This window comes from Comamonas humi (assembly GCF_054782535.1).
This window is the reverse complement of record NZ_BAAGSH010000009.1, coordinates 243,991-262,260: the sequence shown is the minus strand read 5'-3', so window position 1 is coordinate 262,260 and position 18,270 is coordinate 243,991. Positions and strand designations below refer to the sequence as shown.

Below are 18,270 nucleotides of genomic sequence, written 5' to 3'. Positions count from 1 at the left end.
TTCACGAACAAGGGTGGGTCAAGATTCGATGGAAATAGTGGGTCAGGTTTGCGTGGAAATCAACACTCCGGGCATAAAAAAGCGCCCCTGGCACAAGGCCAAGGGCGCTGGGTGGTTCGACAGAGGGAGATGCAGGCTCAATCCGTGGCGGACGTTTCCTGCATCCCATCGACGATATATGACTGAAGAAATTTAGGATCGAGTGCGAGCTACCGAAAGCGCGCAGAGACAAGAGAGGCCCCCTCATCGCCAAGAAAAATCAAGCGCGCAAACGCCACCATGGGGTCATCAATGGGTCGGCACAATCGTGCATGCGATGAACCCACGAGACCTACCAGACGATGAGTTGACCGCGCAGGCCCGTACCTGGAGACATCGGGCATTGCGGGGTGACAGGCATGCCCGCGGCACGGCTCATGAACTGGAGTGCGAAATGCGCCGCCGGTTTGGTGGGGCGGCGACAGATGGGCCATCGCATTTGCCAGAGATCCGGCAGTTGAGTGTGCTGCCGCAGGAGCCTCTTCGTCGATGGAGGCTCTGGTGAGCGTTGGCTCCGCTAGCCCTGCAGCTTGGCTATCGCTTCGCGCTTGCCCAGTTTGAGAACAGCCTGGATACGCTCCAGCTGTGCGGCACGGGGTGCCACCTTGCCGGACTCCCATCTGCTCACGGATAGCGACGACGCTTCCAGCAGGCTTGCCATGGCCTGTTGCGTGATGCCCAATTGCTCCCGCTTGGCCACCAGGGCATCGGCTTTGAACTGGAAGCTGCGCTTGCGCCGCACCGGCGCTTCGGCATCCCGATCGGTCGATGGAACAGCTTGGGCTTGGCGAGCCACGGACTTGTGCAAAGTCTTCATCTGAGACTGCATCGCCTTCACGTCCTTCTTGAGCGCTGCGATCTCGGAGCGCTGGGCAGCCACGATCTTGCGCAGGCTTCCCAACTCTCCTTTGATTTCCTTGCGCGCCATGCGTAAGACCTCGGACCGGAATGCATCAGAGAAAGCGGTCATGGTTTCCCATCGGAGCTATGGATGGTGTACAGCGTAACAGGCTTCAAAAAAAACCGCCCGCTATCAAAGACAACGGGCGGTTTAGATAGATTTCTGATGGGCTTAGAGCGGCTAACAAAACGGTGTGAGATGGCGAACGCAGATGATGCAGCAAGCCAGAGAAAGCAGCGCGACATGAATGTCAATGCGGCGCTCGAAGCGAGTACGCAGCTTGCCGAAGGCCGCCAACCAAGCGTGCGTGCGCTCAACCACCCAGCGATGACGCCCGAGCCGGTCATTGCATTCGATACCGCGCCGGGCAATACGCGCCGTGATGCCCAGCTTGCGCAGGTGGGCGCGGCAACGAGCAAAGTCATAGCCCTTGTCGGCATGCAACTTGTGCGGCCAGCGTCTGGGTCGACCGCGACAGCCACGCACCGTCGGCAAGGCATCGACCAGTTGCTCGAACACCACCGAGTCGTGCCGGTTGGCGCCCGTGACGCAGAAGATCAGCGGGATACCTTGGCGGTCCGTGATGATATGGCGCTTGCTACCGAGCTTGCCCCTGTCCGTCGGGTTGGGCCCGGTGTATTGACCCCCCGGGGGCTGGCTACGCTAGCCGCATCCAAGCTGGCTCTGCTGAAGTCCAGCTTGCCGGCGCCGCGCAACTCATCGAGCAACAACAGATGCAGGCGATGCCACACGCCTGCGCCTTGCCAGTCACGTAGACGCCGCCAGCAGGTCATGCCGCTGCCGAAGCCCATTTCCTGGGGCAACTCTTCCCAGGGAATGCCAGTGCGCAGAACGAACAGGATGCCGTTCAGGGCCATCTCATCGCTCACCCGCGGGCGACCGCCCTTGATCGAGGCTGCGACTACCGGCAACAGCGGCGCAACCTTCTTGAACAGCGCGGCGCTGATCTCTTTGTTCTTGTTTTGACCCATGCAGCGTCAAACGTCGATCAGGTGTTTGACGATGACATGGTTTTGTTAGCCGCTCTTATTTAGCTTTACCAGCCTTGCGCTTCGCGGCCTTCGGATCGACCACCGCCTTGAACTTGGCGCCTGGCACGAACTTCGGCACTGTCGATGCGGGGATCTTGAGTGCTGCGCCCGTGGAAGGGTTCTTGCCGGTGCGTGCCGCACGCTTGGCCGACTTGAAGGTGCCAAAGCCGATCAGTTGCACCGGATCGCCCTTCTTGACGGCGGTCTGGACGGTCTCGATCAGGGTTTCGAGCACGGCATTAGCTGCCGCCTTGGACAGGTTGTTCTTGGACGCGAGGATTTCGACGAGTTCGGTGCGGTTCATGATGGATCCATGGATAAAGCGGCAGACCCCGTTTTATATCGCATGCGGCAAGCCATCGCCTCCTGCCGCATGCAAAGTTAGGCATAGATCACAATCGCCAGCCCCCAGCACAAGAATGTGCTCTATGGCGGCTCTTCTGTCTATGTCCGAGTTATGACCTAGATCGGGCATTAGGCAAGGTCGTACCCGAATTGACCACAACTTTAATCCCTCCAATTAGAGGCCGCCATGCGCGTAAGCTTCTTGGCATAGCAGAGCATTGCCTGCCGAATCTGCTGTGCCAGAAAGCTAGTTGAATTCAATCTTCACGACACGTTCCAGCCGAACCGGCACAACTCTTCCCGAGCCATCTGCGCCACATCCGGTCCGCGGGCACGCGGCATGCGCGATGCTGCAGTGAGCACACCAAGCGCAGCGTCCGCGCACGACCCTACGTCAAAACGCACGCCAATCCCCCCCAGCCCCTTTGCGATGATCTGGGCATAACCATGTTCGCGCGTCTGGCGCACCCAGCGCATCAGCCGGCTCTCCGTTAGGTTGTACGCCTTATAGTCCATCTGGTGGCGCACATAGTGCGCATGAATGGCGTCATCCGCCATGCATGCCAGCAAGGTGAAGCTCGGAACCCCCTGGCCCAGCAGACGCGTACTCCCCACCGTTTCCGCAAAGCCCTTTACCGGCCGGCTGCCCTCTTCCAGATGCAAGCAATGGCTGTAATCGCCCGAACGGACCACCAGAAACACGTGGTCACCCGTACGCCGCGCCAAGGCCATCATCACTGGACGGCAGCGCTCCACCAGCGGCGAGCGGGTCATTGCCAGTTGCCCTAGCGCAACCGTTTCAAGGCCCAAGCGGTAGCGGCCTTCCAGCCCCTCCCTGCTGAGCAGGCCCGCGCGCACCAGCGACGAGACGATGCGATAGGTGGTAGTGCGGTCCAACTGGGCCGCCTCCACCAACTCCCCCAGCGAGATTCCCTGCGCGTGGTGTCGGGCGGCAATGCTCAACAGCGTTAGTGCGCGATCAATGCTCTGTGTTCCTGCCATGGCACGTCCGATGCTTGATGTGCACATTATGCACATTTCAGCAGTTTGCGATTGCCGCTAACCAGCCCCTGAATTTCAATACGTGCACGCCGCAACCCACTCTTTCCTATGACACCGTTTGACTCACGAATCCACACCGCCGCTGAAGCCTTTCAGGCGCAGCGCGCCGAAATGCTGGCCCTGGTGGACCAATTGCGAATTCTGGAGAACCGTGCAGCCCTTGCCTCTGCCAAGGCCGCGCCCAGCTTCGCCAAGCGCGGCGCTCTGCTGCCACGCGAGCGGGTGGCGCGCTTGCTGGACCCAGGCGAACCCTTCCTGCCCTTGTGCAATCTTGCAGGCTATGGCCTCGACGATCCGGATCCCCTGAAATGCGTGCCCGGCGGCTCGCAGATCGCCGGTATCGGCTTCATTGCCGGTGTCCGGTGCATGGTGTTAGCGTCGGACTCGGGCATCGACGCCGGCGCGCTGACGGAAGCCGGTAACCAGAAGATCATCCGCTGTCAGGAGCTAGCACTCGAGAACAAGTTGCCTTTCGTGCACCTGGTCGAATCTGCTGGCTCCAACCTGCGCAAATACCGCGTGGACAAGTTCATCCGTGGCGGCGGCATGTTCTACAACCTCGCCCGGCTGTCGGCGGCAGGCCTTCCCGTGGTCACTGTGGTGCACGGCTCGTCGACTGCGGGTGGCGCCTATATGCCTGGCCTGTCCGACTATGTGGTCATGGTGCGTGGCCGCGGCAGGGCATTCCTGGCCGGTCCGCCCCTGCTCAAGGCCGCCACCGGGGAGATTGCCACGGACGAGGAACTGGGTGGTGCCGACATGCACGCCAGCGTCAGCGGCCTCGCCGAGTACGTGGCCGAGGACGATGCCCACGCGATTGCCATCGCCCGTGACATCGTGGCGAATCTGGGCTGGACGCGTGGTGGCGGCGCTGCAGCCTTCCAGCCGCCTCGTCTCGATACCGACGAACTCGCGGGCGTCATGGTGCTGCAGCACAGGCAGCCAGTCGACATGCGCGAGATCATTGCCCGACTAACGGACGATTCGCGCTGGATGGATTTCAAGCCCGACTATGGCGCAGCCACGGTCTGCGGTCATGGCCGCATCGAAGGCTTTCCCGTCGGTTTCATCAGCAACAACGGTCCCATCGACCCAGCGGGCGCAACCAAGGCTGCCCAGTTCATCCAGCTGTGCAACCAGTCGGATACGCCGATTGTCTTCCTGCAAAACACCACGGGCTTCATCGTCGGCCGGGCATCCGAAGAGGCGGGGATGATCAAGCATGGCAGCAAGATGATCCAAGCATTGGCAAATTCCCGCGTGCCGCAGATCACCATCTATTGCGGTGCTTCATTCGGCGCGGGTAACTATGGCATGTGTGGACGTGCCTTCCGCCCCCGCTTCTGCTTCTCGTGGCCCAACGCTCGCACTGCCGTCATGGGGGGTGAGCAGGCAGCCTCCACGCTCGAGATCGTGGCCCGCCAACAGGCCGAGCGCAAGGGCTTGCCGGTGGACGAGAACCGGCTGGCCATGCAAAAAGAAGAAATCGTAGCCAATTTCGAACGCCAGGCCAGCGCTTTCTACACCAGCGGCCATCTGCTGGACGACGGCGTCATCGATCCCCGCGACACACGCGCCGTGCTGGCGATTGCGCTCGCAACCATACGCGAGGCCGGACAGCGCACCACTCGCCCGATGCAATTCGGCGTCGCACGCTTCTGATTTCCGGCACACAAGGTATCGAGCCCTTCGGTCTAAACACAAGGAGACATACGAATGACCACATCAACCACACGTCGCAGGCTGCTCCGTTGCAGTCTGGGGGCCAGCGCCTTGCTGGCCAGTGGCGCCAGTTGGAGCGCTCGCTTTCCCGAGCGCCCTGTAACCTTGATCGTCCCTTTCGCAGCGGGAGGCGCCACCGACAACCTGGTACGCCATCTGGCAGCGCACGCATCGCGCGCGCTCGGACAACCCGTGATCATCGAAAACAAGCCAGGTGCGGCCGGCATCCTCGGAGCCAACCAGCTGTTGCGTGCGGCACCGGATGGCTACACGCTGTCCATCTTGCCCGAGCCGGTTTTCCGCCTGCCCCACCTGCAGAAGACGGCCTTCGATCCGCGGAAGGACTTCACCTATGTGATCCATCTGTCGGGCTATGCGCTCGGCATCGCGGTAGCTGCCAATTCCCCCTTTACCGACTGGGCTTCAGTGGTGACCGAGGCCCGCAAGCGCCCTGGCCAGATCAGCTATGGCACCACCGGCGTGAACAGCACCATGCACGTGACAGTGGAGGAGATGGCTCAACGTGCGGGCATTACGCTGAACCACGTTCCCTATAAAGGTGAGGCCGAGATCATCAGCGCGCTGTTGGGCGGCCATGTCGAACTGGGCGTGACGGCAGGCTCAATCGCACCGATGGTCGCCGACGGCAAGGCCCGCGTGCTGGTGGTGTGGACCGCTAGGCGCGTGCCAGGCTGGCCGAATGTACCGACATTGCGCGAGATTGGACTGGACATGGTGGCCAACTCGCCCTTCGGTATCGCCGGCCCCAAGGGACTCCCGCCGGCAGTGGTGAAGCCCTTGCACGATGCGTTCCACGACGCGCTTGAAGCGCCCTCCACCCGCGCGTTGCTCGAACGCCTGAACCAGGAAAGCGCCTATCTCGACAGCGAAGCCTACGCAGCCTTCGCACGTGAGCGCTACGAGGCAGCGCGGCAGCAAGTCCTGCGCCTGAACCTCAAAACCAATTTCTGAGCGGGCACGACACCCATGAGCTACCGGACCAACTTCCGCCCTGATCTTTTTGCCGGTCAGGTCATTCTCATCACCGGCGGCGGCTCGGGCATCGGCCGCTGCACCGCGCACGAGCTCGCCAGCCTGGGCGCCTCACTGGCCTTGATAGGCCGCAAGCTTGAAAAACTCCAGTCCGTGGCGGACGAGATTGCCGCGCCCGGGCGAGTGAGCTTGCATACATGCGACATCCGCGATGAGGCCGCCGTGCGCGATACCGTGGCTGCAGTGCTCGCGCGCCATGGCCGCATCGATGGCCTGTTCAACAACGCAGGGGGGCAGTTCCCCTCGCCGCTGCGCGACATCAGCCAGAAGGGCTGGGAGGCGGTGGTGCGCAACAACCTTACTGGCGGCTTCCTGATGGCGCGCGAGTGCTACACGCAGTGGCTGGAGGGCCACGGCGGCGCCATCGTCAACATCGTGGCCGACATGTGGAATGGCATGCCGGGCATGGGGCACTCAGGCGCGGCGCGGGCGGGCATGCTGAATTTCACCGAAACCGCGGCCTGCGAGTGGGCAGCCAGCGGCGTGCGCGTCAATGCCGTGGCGCCGGGTTGGATTGCTTCCAGCGGACTCGACACCTACCCGGACGAATTCAAGGAGCGCATCAAGCTGCTGGCGCGCAAGGTCCCCCTGCAACGCCTGGGCACCGAGTCCGAAGTCAGCGCAGCCGTCGTCTTCCTGCTCAGCGAGGCTGCCGCCTTCATCACCGGCAGCACGCTGCGCGTGGATGGCGGCGTGCCCAATGCCAAGCACACGTGGGTCTTGCCGGAACATGGCAACTCCACCCCTTATGAGGGCTTCCCGCTGTCGCGCACGCCCGGCTTTCTGAATCCTGCCTGAGGTGCCCATGCTGCAAGCCCCCAATCCGCGCTACTACAGTCCTGACCACGAAACCTTCCGCGCCAGCGTGCGGCGCTTCTTCGAGCAAGAAGTCGCGCCGCACGCAGACGCCTGGGACGAAGCCGGCGAATTCCCGCGCGAGCTCTACCGCAAGGCCGCCAACGCCGGCCTGCTGCAGGTCGGCTTTCCGGAAGCCTATGGCGGCATCGAGTGCGATGCGTTCTATCGCCTGATCCTCTGCGAGGAGCGCGCCTGGGGCGGCTCCGGCGGCGTGGCCTCGGGCCTGTTCTCGCACACCATCGGTGCGCCGCATCTCGCCAGTGCCGGCAGCGACGAGCTGAAGCGGCGCGTGCTGCCCGGCATTCTGGCTGGAGAGAAGATCGCCGCACTCGCCATCACCGAGCCCGGAGGTGGCTCCGACGTCGCGCAGCTGGCAACGACGGCGCGTCGCGAGGGTGAGCACTATGTCGTCAACGGCAGCAAGATCTTCATCACCTCCGGCATGCGTGCCGACTACTTCACCGTCGCTGTGCGTACCGGCGGCGCAGGCGCGGGCGGCGTGTCGCTGCTGCTGGTCGAGGGCGATACGCCCGGCCTGACGCGCAGCCCGCTGCGCAAGATGGGCTGGTGGGCGTCGGATACCGCCGAGATCGGCTTTTCCGACTGCCGCGTCCCCGCCGGCAATCTGATCGGCGAGGAGGGCAAGGGCTTTGTCGTCGTCATGCGCAACTTCAACCATGAACGTCTGGCCTTGGCTGCTGCAGCCTGCGGCTATGCGCAGGTCTGCCTGCACGATGCCGTGGCCTGGGCGCAGGAGCGCCGCACCTTTGGACTACCGCTGTCGCAGCGCCAGGTGATACGCCACAAACTAGTGGACATGGCCACCCGCATCGAAGCCACGCGCGCCATGCTCGATGACCTGGCCGCGCGGCTGGATGATGGCCAGTCGCCGTTCGCCCAGATCGCCATGGCCAAGAATTTCTCGACGCAGACTTTCCAGTTCTGCGCCGATGCAGCCGTGCAGATCCTCGGCGGCATGGGCTTCATGCGCGGCACACGCGTGGAGCGCCTCTACCGCGAGGTCAAGGTGATGACGATTGGCGGTGGAGCCGAAGAGGTGATGAAGGACCTGATCGCCAAACGCCTGGAGATCTGAACTCCCGACCCAACCCGGGCGCCTGCCGCGCCCTCCCCAAGAAATTTATCGAAGGAGACCCTCTCATGCTCTACACCCAAGAACACCATGAATTGATGGCGAGCATCCGCCGCTTCATCGCTGCCGAAATCGATCCCTTCATCGACGAATGGGAGGCCAATGAGATCTTTCCAGCCCACGAGCTGTTCAAGAAGATGGGCACACTCGGCTTCCTCGGCATTACCAAGCCAGAAGCCTACGGTGGCCTGGGCCTGGATTTTTCGTATGCGCTGGCGGCGGCCGAGGCTATCGGTTCGGCCAAGGCCCAGGGCGTGGGCATGGGTATTGGCGTGCAGTCCAACATGGCTACGCCTGCACTCGCTGCCTTCGGTTCGGATGAGCTTAAGCGCGAGTTCCTGGCCCCGGCCATTGCCGGCGATGTCGTGGTCTCGATTGGCGTCTCCGAACAGGGCGCTGGCTCGGACGTCTCCTCGCTCAAAACCCGTGCACGCCGCGACGGCGACGACTACGTGATTTCAGGCTCGAAGATGTGGATCACCAATGGCACGCAGGCCGACTGGATATGCCTGCTGTGCAACACCTCCGAGGGTTCAGCGCACAAGAACAAATCGTTGATCATCGTGCCGCTCAAGGAGAACGGCAAGCGCGCCAAAGGCGTCGAGGTGCAGAAGATCAAGAAATTCGGCATGTGGTCGTCCGATACTGCCCAGATCTTTTTCGATGAGGTGCGCGTGCCGGTGCGCAACCGGATCGGCGAGGAAGGGATGGGCTTCATCTACCAGATGAAGCAGTTCCAGGAAGAGCGGCTCGACGGCGCGGCACGGCGCCTGTCCAGCAACGAGCTGATCGAGGAAACCGCAGCCTACCTGCGCCAGCGCATCGCCTTCGGCAAGCCGCTGCTCGACAACCAGTTCATCCAGTACAAGCTGGCCGAGCTCAAGACTGAACTCGAAGCCCTGCGCTCGCTGACCTACCGGGCCACAGAAGCCTACATCCGTGGCGAGGACGTGATCGAGCTCGCATCCATGGCCAAGCTCAAGGCCGGGCGCCTGGGCCGTGAGATCGCCGACTGGTGCATGCAGTTCCAAGGCGGCATGGGCTATACCTGGGACAACCGCGTCTCGCGTGCCTATCGCGATTACCGCCTTGGCTCGATCGGCGGCGGCGCCGACGAGGTGATGATGATGGTCATCGCGCGCAAGATGGGCCTGATGGACATGAACGCCTGAGAGCCTCGCAATGAACTCGAATATCGAATCTCAGCCCCATGTCATCGTGCGCCTCTGGCAGGACGTCCTCTTTGCCACGTTGCACATTCCCGCCACGCGCAATGCCCTGGCCCCTGGCGTGGTGGCCGAGCTGGCGCGAGCGATTGACTGGGCGACGACCGACACTTCGGTGCGAGCCCTTGTGCTGCGAGGCAGCAACGGCTTTTTCAGTGCCGGCGGCAATGTAGGCAATTTCCAGGCTCGGCTTGATACCCACGAGACCGACGAAGACCCCGTCGCCGCGCGCAATAGGGAGTTCGGCCGTTTCATGCAGCGCCTAAACACGCTGCCTATACCTGTGATCGCAGCCGTCGAAGGCGCGGCCATGGGTGGGGGCATGGGTTTGGCTTGTGCTGCGGATATCGTGCTCGCGACCCACAGCGCCCGTTTTGCGCTCAGCGAGACTTCGCTGGGCATCATTCCGGCCCAGATCGCCCCCTTTGTCGTGGCTAGGCTCGGCCAGCGCGTGGCCTGCCGCCTGGGCTTGAGCGGCGAAAAAATCAGCGGTGAAACCGCACAACTCCTGGGCATGGTGGATGCGCTGGCCCCAGACGGCCCAGCCCTCGACGAGCTGCTCGCGCAATGGCTGAGCCGCATTGCCACTTGCGCACCAGGTGCCAACCGGGCGCTCAAACCACTGCTGCGCCGCTGCGGCCATGACAACAACGAGGACTTGCTGGACGATGCAGCGCGGCAGTTTTCCGCCTGTATGCGAGCAGAAGGAGCAGAAGGCATCGCCGCGTTCCGAGCCAAGCGCCTGACCAGTTGGCAACGCACATTCAGCGCAGATGACATCCGCGCCGCACAGCTCGTACCAGCCCATGGCTCCACTTCGACGGGAAGCAACTGATATGACCACACCCAAGCAAATCCGCCCCTTCCACACGGTGCTCGTCGCCAATCGTGGCGAAATCGCCGTGCGCATCCTGCGTACCGTCCGGCGCATGGGCTACCGGTCCGTTGCCGTCTATTCCGAAGCAGACCGCTCCGGCCCCCATGTGCGCGCTGCGGACCACGCGGTGCTGATTGGCGGCGCCGCGCCACGCGAGTCGTACCTGAACATCCCTGCGATCATCGACGCGGCACGCCGCGCAGGTGCGGACGCGATCCACCCAGGCTATGGTTTTCTGGCAGAGAACAGCGATTTCGCCGATGCCGTTGATGCTGCCGGCCTCGTCTTCATTGGCCCATCGGGCGGTGCTATCCGTTCCATGGGCAACAAGGCACAGGCGAAGCGGCTGGTCATGGAAGCCGGCATGCCTTGCGTACCGGGATACCAAGGCGACGACCAAAGCGACGATGCCCTGCTGCAGGCCGCTGGGAAGATTGGATTTCCCATCATGGTGAAGGCAGCATCGGGCGGAGGTGGCCGAGGGATGCGGCTGGTCGACAATGCGGCCGCATTGCCTCAGGCCTTGGCCTCGGCTCGCTCTGAAGCCCAGGTGGCCTTCGGCTCGGGTGAACTGATTCTCGAGCGCGCTGTGATCGCGCCGCGCCATGTGGAAATCCAGGTGATGGCCGATAGCCATGGCCACGTGGTTCACCTGGGTGAACGCGACTGCTCGGTGCAAAGGCGCCACCAGAAGGTGATCGAGGAATCGCCCTCACCGGCAGTGGATGCCAATCTGCGCGCACGTATGGGCGAGGCCGCCATTCGCAGTGCTCAGGCCATTGGCTACGTGGGAGCGGGCACCATGGAATTTCTGCTGGACCGTGATGGCCACTTCTACTTCATGGAGATGAACACCCGCCTGCAGGTCGAGCATGCCGTCACCGAAGCCGTCACCGGGCTGGATCTGGTCGAATGGCAGCTGCGGGTGGCTGCCGGCGAGCCGCTGACCCTACGGCAGTCCGATATCCAGCTCCAGGGCCATTCCATCGAAGTGCGGCTGACTGCCGAGGACGTACCTGGTGGCTTCCTGCCCCAAACTGGCCCGGTGCTGCGTTGGCAACCGCCAGCCGTGCCATCGACCATCCGGGTCGACCACGCGTTGGAGGAAGGCGGCGCGGTAACCGCGTACTACGACTCCATGATTGCCAAGTTGGTCGCGCATGGAGCCACGCGTGACGCGGCCCGCCGCCAGTTGCTGCTGGCGCTGGAACACTGCGTGCTGCTGGGTCTGCCCAGCAACCAGGCCTTCCTGGCCGACTGCCTGCGCGATCCAGTGTTTGCCGAGGGCCAGGCCGTGCATACGGGCTTTGTGCAGGAGCGCTTTGGCGCGCGGTTGTCCGAGAGACCCATTCCCCCCCACCGAACCATTGCCATGGCGGCACTCGCTCTGCTGGGGGGCGGCCAGGCCATAGCGGACTGGCAGACGGATATCACCAAGCCAATGCTGGGGACACAGCCGACCCGGGTAGCCTTGGCGCTCGATAGCGCGCAGTGGGTGGTTCTCGTCAACACCCAGCAAATACCATGGGTGGCTCGCGTGCGCCGTACCGACCAAGCGGCCTGCGATACCGCGGCGCAGGACTTCACGCTGCGCGATGCATACTGGAACGATGCGCAGCGGATCTCGCTGCATGCTGAATGCGATGGGATGGCTGAATCGGTGGTGCTTGCCGAGGAGGAAGACGCTTTTCACCTCTTCCACGCAGGCCGGGCCTGGCACCTTGCCCGGGTCAATGACCGCAAGAGCCGAGCGGAGCATGGAGGGGGAGGCCGCATAACGGCCCCATTGACCGGCCGTGTCGTGGAAGTCGCCGTGCGCAATGGCGACACCGTTGAAGCTGGTCAGCGCCTGCTCGTGCTCGAGGCGATGAAGATGGAACATACCCTCACCGCCCCCATCGCAGGCCAGGTGATGGAGCTGAACGCGAGTGCCGGTAGCCAAGCCAGCAAGGGCGCGCTGCTGCTGCGCATCGGAGAACAGGCATGACCAGGACCATCCGTATAGGGGGCGCCAGCGGATTCTGGGGAGACTCCGCCATCGCCACGCCCCAACTGCTCGCCGTGCCAGGAATGCAGTACCTGGTATACGACTACCTGGCGGAAACCACGATGTCGATCCTGGCGCGCGCCCGCACCAAGGATGCTGCACTGGGCTATGCCACTGACTTCGTGCATGCCGCCATGGCGCCGCACCTGGCCGCGATATGCGCCAAGGGCATACGTGTGATTGCCAATGCCGGGGGATTGAATCCGCACGGCTGCCGCGACGCGCTGGCAGCGGTCGCGGCGCAGCAGGGACTCGCCCCTCGTATCGCGGTGGTGACCGGTGACGATGTGCTGCCACAGTTCGAGCAGATGCGCGCAGCGGGGCTGCGCGACCTGCACACCGGCGAGACGCCGCCTACCACACTGTATTCGGCCAACGCTTATGTGGGCGCCCGGGGTATCGCCCAGGCGCTCGCGCTGGGAGCCGACATTGTCATCACCGGCCGCTGCGTGGACAGCGCCGTGGTGGTCGGTGCCCTGGCACATGAATTCGACTGGTGCTGGGACGACTGGGACCGCCTGGCCGCCGGCACCCTGGCCGGCCATGTGATCGAATGCGGCGCCCAGGCCACCGGCGGCCTGTTCACCGACTGGCAGCAAGTTCCGGACTGGGCCCATATGGGCTACCCGGTAATCGACTGCGCAGCGGATGGCGGCTTCACGCTCACCAAGCCGCAGGGCACCGGCGGGCTGGTCCATCCCGGCGCGGTGTCCGAGCAGATTCTTTACGAAGTGGGCGACCCTGCCAACTATCTGATGCCGGATGTCACCTGCGACTTCCGCCAGGTGCAAGTGGAGCCGGTGGGGTCGGATTGCGTGCGTGTCAGCGGGGCTCGCGGACGCCCGCCGACCGACACCTACAAGGCCAATGGCACCTGGCGCGACGGCTACCAGCTGCAGCTGATGATGGCCATCCGTGGCATCGATGCCCCTGCCAAAGCCCGCAAGACTGCCGAGGCATTGCTCGAACGCACCCGCAGCCAGCTGCGCGAACGCGGCTTGGCCGACTATACGCAGACCTGCGTGGAGCTGCTAGGCTGCGAATCGCTATATGGCGCTCAAGCGCGCGCGCTGCCCACACGCGAAGTGGTGTTGCGCATTGCTGCGCGGCATGCAGATCCCAAGGCGCTCGGCTTGCTGCAACGCGAATGCGCCTCCGCCGGTACGTCGATGGGGCCCGGCACCCGGTCGTCCTTCGCTGGCCGGGCCGACGTGCAGCCGGTGATCAAGGTGTTCTCCTTCCTGATGCCCAAGCAGATGCTGGCGCTGCAGGTCGAACTGGAAAATACCCGGGAAACTGTGAAACCCACTGCTGCGGGCCCTGCCACGCCTGCCGATGCGCTTCCTACGCTCCCTTCGCTAGCCATCGAAGGCGACACGGTCGCAGTTCCACTGCTCACCCTTGCCTGGGCCCGCAGCGGGGACAAGGGCGACGACGAAAACATCGGCGTGATTGCGCGGCGCCCCGAATTCCTGCCGCTGCTGTGCGCGCAGCTGGATGGCCCCCAGGTACAGGCGTACTTTGCGCATCTCGTGCAGGGTCAGGTCGAGCGCTACGAGGTACCCGGCCTGCATGCGCTGAACTTCGTGCTGCACCAGGCCCTGGACGGCGGGGGCATTGCCAGCTTGCGCTCAGACCCATTGGGCAAGTCGTTCGCTCAGATGCTGCTGGACTACCCCGTGCGCATTCCTGGCCGCTGGATTGAGGAAGGCTGGATCAAGTCCGCCTGAGAAACACCCATCACACCAAGGAGACACTGATGCCCTCCCATCTGCGCCGTGCGCTGCTCACGGCCTGGCTAACTGCTGCCGCGCTGCTCTGCGGCCCTGCCATGGCCGACGAAACCTATCCGAGCAAGCCCATCCACATAGTCGTGCCCTACACTCCCGGCGGCGTATCAGACACCGTTACCCGTCTTGTAATGGCCAGGCTCAGCGAACGCCTGAAGTCCCCCATCGTGGTGGAAAACATGGGAGGCGCCAACGGCCAGATCGGCTCCGCCGCCGTGGCACGCTCGGCACCCGACGGGTATACGCTGCTGGTGGTGGTGGCCGCGCATGCCATCAACCCCAGCCTCTATCCGAAGATGACTTACTCGCCCTTGCAGGACCTGCGGGGCGTGAGCCAATTCGGCGGCATTCCGTTGCTGATGGTATCCAGCGCTCAGTTGCCGCCCACCACCCTCAAGGAGTTTGTCACCTGGGCCAAGGGCAATCCACAGAAGGCAACCTATGCTTCCAGTGGTGCCGGGTCCGGCGCCCACCTGGTGGCGGAGCTGTTTACGCAAACCACGGGGACGCCGATGACGCACATCCCCTACAAAGGCGTTGCCCCGGCATTACCGGATTTGTTTTCCGGCCAGGTCGCAACCATCTTCGATTCAGTACAGACCATGCTGCCCCACGTCAAGGCGGGCAAGCTGCGGGCACTCGCGATGACAAGCGCCCGGCGCTGGCCAGCGGCCCCCGATGTGCCGACCATGGCCGAGTCCGGCTACCCCAGCATGACCGGTGGCAGCTGGATTGGGCTGCTGGCACCGGCCAAGACTCCCAGGGACATCGTGAACCGGCTTTCCACCGAGATACAGGCCGTGGTGAATGCCCCGGACATACATGCCAAGCTGATCGAATACGGCATTGACCCGGTGGGCGGCACGCCCGAGCAGTTCGACAGCTTCATCCAGAGCGAAGCCAAGCGCTGGGCCGAAGTCATCAAAAAAGCCAATATCCATCTGGAGTAACACCATGCCTGGTATTTTCGAAGGCATCAAGGTACTGGACTTGACGCGCGTCATCGCCGGCCCGCTGTGCACCCAATACCTGGCCGACATGGGAGCCACCGTCTACAAGGTGGAAAAGCCTGGTGAAGGCGATGACACCCGGCGCATGGGCCCATTCTTGCCCGATGACTCCGGCAACCCCAGCAATGACTCGGCCCTGTACCTTGCCTACAACCGTGGCAAGCACTCCATCACCATCGACATCGCATCACCCGAAGGTTCCCGCTTGGTGCAGGACCTGGCCGCCCAGTGCGACGTCGTAGTGGAGAACTACAAGGTCGGCACACTCGCACGGTATGGACTGGACTATCCCACGTTGCAGGCACGCCGGCCCGACTTGGTCTACTGTTCGGTCACCGGCTTCGGCCAATCGGGGCCCCAGGCGGCGCGCGCCGCCTACGATTTCATTCTGCAGGGGCAGGCGGGGCTGATGAGCACCTGTGGTCATCCGGACGAAGTACCGGGCGGAGGGCCCATGCGCACAGCCATTCCCATTGCCGACATCACCACCGGCCTCAATGCCTGCATTGCGGTGGCCAGCGCGCTGTTCCATCGCCTACGTACCGGGCAGGGCCAGTATATCGACGCGTCCATGCTGGACTCGTCAGTGGCCCTCAACGGCCATCTCGCGCTGGGATACCTGATGACTGGCGACCTCCCTCAACGCATGGGCAACACCAATCCCATTGCCTCGCCTTCCGAAGTGTTCCGCTGCAGCGATGGATACCTGATCATCGCCGCAGGCAACAACAGCCAGTTCGAAGCGCTGTGCAAGGTGCTGGGCTGTCCGCAGCTTACCCAGTATCCCCGGTTTCGTTCCAACGCAGCGCGCGTACAGGCGCGACGAGCCCTACGCAGGGAACTGGCTCCTCTGATGCTGCATAACAGCTGCGCCCACTGGCTGGTACGCCTTGAGGCTGCCGGCGTGCCCTGTGGCCCCATCAATGACATGGCCGATGTGTTCGACAACCCTCAAGTCCAACACCGAGGGATTGCGATACGTATGCCGCACAGCAGAGGGGTGAATGTGCCAGGCCTGCGCAGCCCTCTGGATTTCTCGGCAACGCCTGTCGTTCACCGAGCAGCCCCAATGCTCGGCGAGCACACGGCGCAAGTCCTGCAGCAGGAGATGAGTTACACCGACGCTGAGCTACAGGACTTGCGCTCTAAGGGAGTTGTGTGATCCGACGACTGCATGATGGCAGAGAGCGTGAATGCGCACGCGGTCCCGATGCTTCCGGGACTCTTGAATGATTGGTGAATTGCAATCTGCTTGATGGATTTTGGCGCGCAGTGACCGAGAAGGTGCCAGCGACGAAGCGCCACGCGCCCATTTCAGAGCTGGCCACGCTGCTTCCGACGTTGGCAGTTCAAGCCCTTGCTCAGCTAAAGCCTGACGGCAATCCTCTGCAGAGTGAAAAGCTGATCCGCTCCAAAAAAGTTGACGGTTGCGATGCGTGGTGCGCTGACGGTTCCTTGACTGAAAAATATCTGCTCAGTAGTACACAGGCTATCACAAGGACAGTAATACGATCTAGTAACTGTAACATTAAAAAACGCCTGCTTCACCTGGACCGTTTAGCAAAGCATGCTCGGCACGACTTTTTTCCTTGAAACCCTGAGATCTCTAGGTCGGTCAGCTCGATTCAATGCCGGATTAACCAAAATAATCAAACCTACTTACAGCAAGAGTAACGAGTCAATGGAAATTATCCCATCCACCTATGATGAAGCCTTAGAAAGAATTGAGGAACTTCAAGAGCATGCTGAAATTCTCAAGCAATCTGAGATTGAAGCCTTTTTGGCTGATGTGAAACCCAAGATAATTAAATATGGATTAACTCCTGCGCAATTGGGATTTACCCCTCCTTCCAAGCCTGGCCCAAATGCCTCAGCCAGCAAGGGTACGCCCGTGAAATACCGCAAGAACGGAAAGACTTGGTATGGGCGCGGCAGGAAGCCGGAGTGGATGAAAGAGCTTGAAAGAGCTGGTATTGATATAGAAAAATACCGAGTGGAATAAAATTAATCTGAGCATTAGCAAAGTACCTTCGGGTGATTTTTAATTGATCTTTTAATCTGCTGGGCGCAGCCCAAGTTGCACACTGCCTTGAAAATAAATTTGGGCTACTGTCGGTTTCAAAGACGCCTTGTAAGGAGGAAGACGAAACTGGAGATGATTCATGATGGACATTCAGTCGAGTTCAAGCTCGCGGGGTGGTTTCTACGCGAGGCTCACGCGGCCCATGAGCCGGCGAGGCCTCAGTGACGAGGTACTGTATCTGCGGATGGTGTTGCGCGAGAGGCCCGTGCGGCGGGCGATCTCTCTGATGGACAACTGCTCTCTCCCGGCCCGGCGCCTGATGACACTCAGTCTTGCCACGTCTATCAGTCCAGGCTTCTTGCTACTCAAGAAGCGCAGATCAGGGCCTGTACGCGAGTCAGGTTTGGATGGGAGTCCTGGGGATTAGTGAGTCAGTTCTGCGTGGAAATCAACAGTCTGGTTTCATCGTGGGCTAAAGAGATATCTAAGCAGATATATCGTATCTACGAGGCTCGACCGGATTGCCCTGCTAATTTTTGTAGCTATGCCGAATCAGTTTGCGAAATGATTTTTCTCGCAGAGATAAATTTCTCTATATTTCGGCCACGCAAAAATAGGCAGCTGAACTATACCAGACAGTAAATCTCCATAGCCGCCTCAATCAAGATTATATGATCAACACCTTATCAACCCCACTAATACCACTGCCAGGAAAACTATCAAAAAGAACATATAACTCATTGGCTCGCAATGGCTTCATCACAGTGCAGCAGGTAATCAAGGCATATCCACACAATCTCTTAAGAATTCATGGATTTGGTTTGGCAGCTCTGAGAGAAGTAGAGAGAGCTTTTCTCCCCGGGAGTTGTTATATTCCCAAGTATATAAAGGGGAAGATTATTACAGAACCCATGCTGCAGCAACTGTATTTCAGGACGCCACGCAAGCACAATGAGGCATCGGCAGATAATTAGGCATACCAGCGCATGCTCTGGTAAGATGTGACAATTGAAATTTCATTCATATGAGCGGACTCTTTTCTTAAAATACGCATGAAAAGAACATGCAGATATTCCGACGACAGTTTTTATCGATCTGTGGGTGTTGATTTT

16 protein-coding genes and 1 pseudogene are annotated in these 18,270 nt (G+C 61.6%); 12 read left to right on the top strand and 5 right to left on the bottom strand.

Annotation, left to right across the window (positions count from 1 at the left end):
* Positions 1-556 precede the first annotated feature (556 nt).
* From ACYVKR_RS12670 to ACYVKR_RS12655, 4 genes are all read right to left on the bottom strand, one after another.
* Positions 557-1,009 carry a helix-turn-helix domain-containing protein gene (locus tag ACYVKR_RS12670; RefSeq protein WP_460481267.1) on the bottom strand — a complete coding sequence of 151 codons (453 nt, stop codon included), beginning with the start codon at positions 1,007-1,009 and terminating at the stop codon, positions 557-559.
* A 111-nt stretch (positions 1,010-1,120) separates the two neighbouring features.
* A protein-coding gene (locus ACYVKR_RS12665; RefSeq protein ID WP_460481266.1) for an IS5 family transposase occupies positions 1,121-1,932 on the bottom strand; the annotation gives its coding sequence in 2 pieces (ribosomal slippage) (positions 1,121-1,596 and positions 1,596-1,932; 813 coding nt in all).
* Positions 1,933-1,987: 55 nt separating this feature from the next.
* Positions 1,988-2,311: an HU family DNA-binding protein gene (locus ACYVKR_RS12660; RefSeq protein WP_460481273.1), complete on the bottom strand. Its 324-nt coding sequence runs from the start codon at positions 2,309-2,311 to the stop codon at positions 1,988-1,990.
* Between the two features lie 290 nt (positions 2,312-2,601).
* Positions 2,602-3,339, bottom strand: a complete 738-nt coding sequence (locus ACYVKR_RS12655) for an IclR family transcriptional regulator (RefSeq protein ID WP_460481265.1) — start codon at positions 3,337-3,339, stop codon at positions 2,602-2,604.
* Positions 3,340-3,447: 108 nt separating this feature from the next.
* On the opposite strand from ACYVKR_RS12655, the gene ACYVKR_RS12650 reads away from it, so the two are divergent.
* The 11 genes from ACYVKR_RS12650 to ACYVKR_RS12600 all read left to right on the top strand — a co-directional run bounded on the left by ACYVKR_RS12650 (position 3,448) and on the right by ACYVKR_RS12600 (position 17,137).
* Complete coding sequence (locus ACYVKR_RS12650) at positions 3,448-5,061, top strand: acyl-CoA carboxylase subunit beta (RefSeq protein ID WP_460481264.1); 1,614 nt, start codon at positions 3,448-3,450, stop codon at positions 5,059-5,061.
* A 54-nt stretch (positions 5,062-5,115) separates the two neighbouring features.
* On the top strand, positions 5,116-6,093 hold the full coding sequence (locus ACYVKR_RS12645) for a tripartite tricarboxylate transporter substrate binding protein (RefSeq protein WP_460481263.1): 978 nt from the start codon (positions 5,116-5,118) through the stop codon (positions 6,091-6,093).
* A gap of 15 nt (positions 6,094-6,108) precedes the next feature.
* Positions 6,109-6,972 carry an SDR family oxidoreductase gene (locus tag ACYVKR_RS12640; protein WP_460481262.1) on the top strand — a complete coding sequence of 288 codons (864 nt, stop codon included), beginning with the start codon at positions 6,109-6,111 and terminating at the stop codon, positions 6,970-6,972.
* 7 nt (positions 6,973-6,979) lie between these two features.
* On the top strand, positions 6,980-8,128 hold the full coding sequence (locus ACYVKR_RS12635; protein ID WP_460481261.1) for an acyl-CoA dehydrogenase family protein: 1,149 nt from the start codon (positions 6,980-6,982) through the stop codon (positions 8,126-8,128).
* 65 nt (positions 8,129-8,193) lie between these two features.
* Positions 8,194-9,357, top strand: a complete 1,164-nt coding sequence (locus ACYVKR_RS12630; RefSeq protein ID WP_460481260.1) for an acyl-CoA dehydrogenase family protein — start codon at positions 8,194-8,196, stop codon at positions 9,355-9,357.
* A 10-nt stretch (positions 9,358-9,367) separates the two neighbouring features.
* Positions 9,368-10,246 carry an enoyl-CoA hydratase/isomerase family protein gene (locus ACYVKR_RS12625; protein ID WP_460481259.1) on the top strand — a complete coding sequence of 293 codons (879 nt, stop codon included), beginning with the start codon at positions 9,368-9,370 and terminating at the stop codon, positions 10,244-10,246.
* A gap of 1 nt (position 10,247) precedes the next feature.
* A complete protein-coding gene (locus ACYVKR_RS12620) occupies positions 10,248-12,275 on the top strand; it encodes an acetyl/propionyl/methylcrotonyl-CoA carboxylase subunit alpha (RefSeq protein WP_460481258.1) in 2,028 nt (675 codons plus the stop codon).
* Positions 12,272-14,065: an acyclic terpene utilization AtuA family protein gene (locus ACYVKR_RS12615; protein ID WP_460481257.1), complete on the top strand. Its 1,794-nt coding sequence runs from the start codon at positions 12,272-12,274 to the stop codon at positions 14,063-14,065. Before ACYVKR_RS12620 ends, ACYVKR_RS12615 begins: the two co-directional genes overlap by 4 nt.
* A 29-nt stretch (positions 14,066-14,094) precedes the next feature.
* Positions 14,095-15,075, top strand: coding sequence for a Bug family tripartite tricarboxylate transporter substrate binding protein (locus tag ACYVKR_RS12610; protein ID WP_460481256.1), 981 nt, complete (start codon positions 14,095-14,097; stop codon positions 15,073-15,075).
* Positions 15,076-15,079: 4 nt separating this feature from the next.
* On the top strand, positions 15,080-16,297 hold the full coding sequence (locus tag ACYVKR_RS12605) for a CaiB/BaiF CoA transferase family protein (protein WP_460481255.1): 1,218 nt from the start codon (positions 15,080-15,082) through the stop codon (positions 16,295-16,297).
* Between the two features lie 405 nt (positions 16,298-16,702).
* On the top strand, positions 16,703-17,137 hold the full coding sequence (locus ACYVKR_RS12600; RefSeq protein ID WP_460481254.1) for an H-NS histone family protein: 435 nt from the start codon (positions 16,703-16,705) through the stop codon (positions 17,135-17,137).
* Between the two features lie 255 nt (positions 17,138-17,392).
* Here the strand turns inward: ACYVKR_RS12600 and ACYVKR_RS12595 are convergent.
* Positions 17,393-17,506, bottom strand: a pseudogene (locus ACYVKR_RS12595) (helix-turn-helix domain-containing protein); the annotation flags it as partial.
* Between the two features lie 323 nt (positions 17,507-17,829).
* Here ACYVKR_RS12595 and ACYVKR_RS12590 point away from each other — a divergent pair.
* Positions 17,830-18,132 (top strand): DNA-directed RNA polymerase subunit alpha C-terminal domain-containing protein, encoded by a 303-nt coding sequence (locus ACYVKR_RS12590; protein WP_460481253.1) that lies wholly within the window; start codon positions 17,830-17,832, stop codon positions 18,130-18,132.
* Positions 18,133-18,270: the final 138 nt, after the last annotated feature.

Bases quoted from the DNA above. Each gene is read 5' to 3' on its own strand.
- ACYVKR_RS12635 (WP_460481261.1), top strand. From the start codon at position 6,980: ATGCTGCAAGCCCCCAATCCGCGCTACTACAGTCCTGACCACGAAACC.
- ACYVKR_RS12670 (WP_460481267.1), bottom strand. From the start codon at position 1,009: ATGACCGCTTTCTCTGATGCATTCCGGTCCGAGGTCTTACGCATGGCG.
- ACYVKR_RS12630 (WP_460481260.1), top strand. From the start codon at position 8,194: ATGCTCTACACCCAAGAACACCATGAATTGATGGCGAGCATCCGCCGC.
- ACYVKR_RS12610 (WP_460481256.1), top strand. From the start codon at position 14,095: ATGCCCTCCCATCTGCGCCGTGCGCTGCTCACGGCCTGGCTAACTGCT.
- ACYVKR_RS12605 (WP_460481255.1), top strand. From the start codon at position 15,080: ATGCCTGGTATTTTCGAAGGCATCAAGGTACTGGACTTGACGCGCGTC.
- ACYVKR_RS12645 (WP_460481263.1), top strand. From the start codon at position 5,116: ATGACCACATCAACCACACGTCGCAGGCTGCTCCGTTGCAGTCTGGGG.
- ACYVKR_RS12625 (WP_460481259.1), top strand. From the start codon at position 9,368: ATGAACTCGAATATCGAATCTCAGCCCCATGTCATCGTGCGCCTCTGG.
- ACYVKR_RS12600 (WP_460481254.1), top strand. From the start codon at position 16,703: ATGCTCGGCACGACTTTTTTCCTTGAAACCCTGAGATCTCTAGGTCGG.
- ACYVKR_RS12590 (WP_460481253.1), top strand. From the start codon at position 17,830: ATGATCAACACCTTATCAACCCCACTAATACCACTGCCAGGAAAACTA.
- ACYVKR_RS12615 (WP_460481257.1), top strand. From the start codon at position 12,272: ATGACCAGGACCATCCGTATAGGGGGCGCCAGCGGATTCTGGGGAGAC.
- ACYVKR_RS12650 (WP_460481264.1), top strand. From the start codon at position 3,448: ATGACACCGTTTGACTCACGAATCCACACCGCCGCTGAAGCCTTTCAG.
- ACYVKR_RS12620 (WP_460481258.1), top strand. From the start codon at position 10,248: ATGACCACACCCAAGCAAATCCGCCCCTTCCACACGGTGCTCGTCGCC.
- ACYVKR_RS12655 (WP_460481265.1), bottom strand. From the start codon at position 3,339: ATGGCAGGAACACAGAGCATTGATCGCGCACTAACGCTGTTGAGCATT.
- ACYVKR_RS12640 (WP_460481262.1), top strand. From the start codon at position 6,109: ATGAGCTACCGGACCAACTTCCGCCCTGATCTTTTTGCCGGTCAGGTC.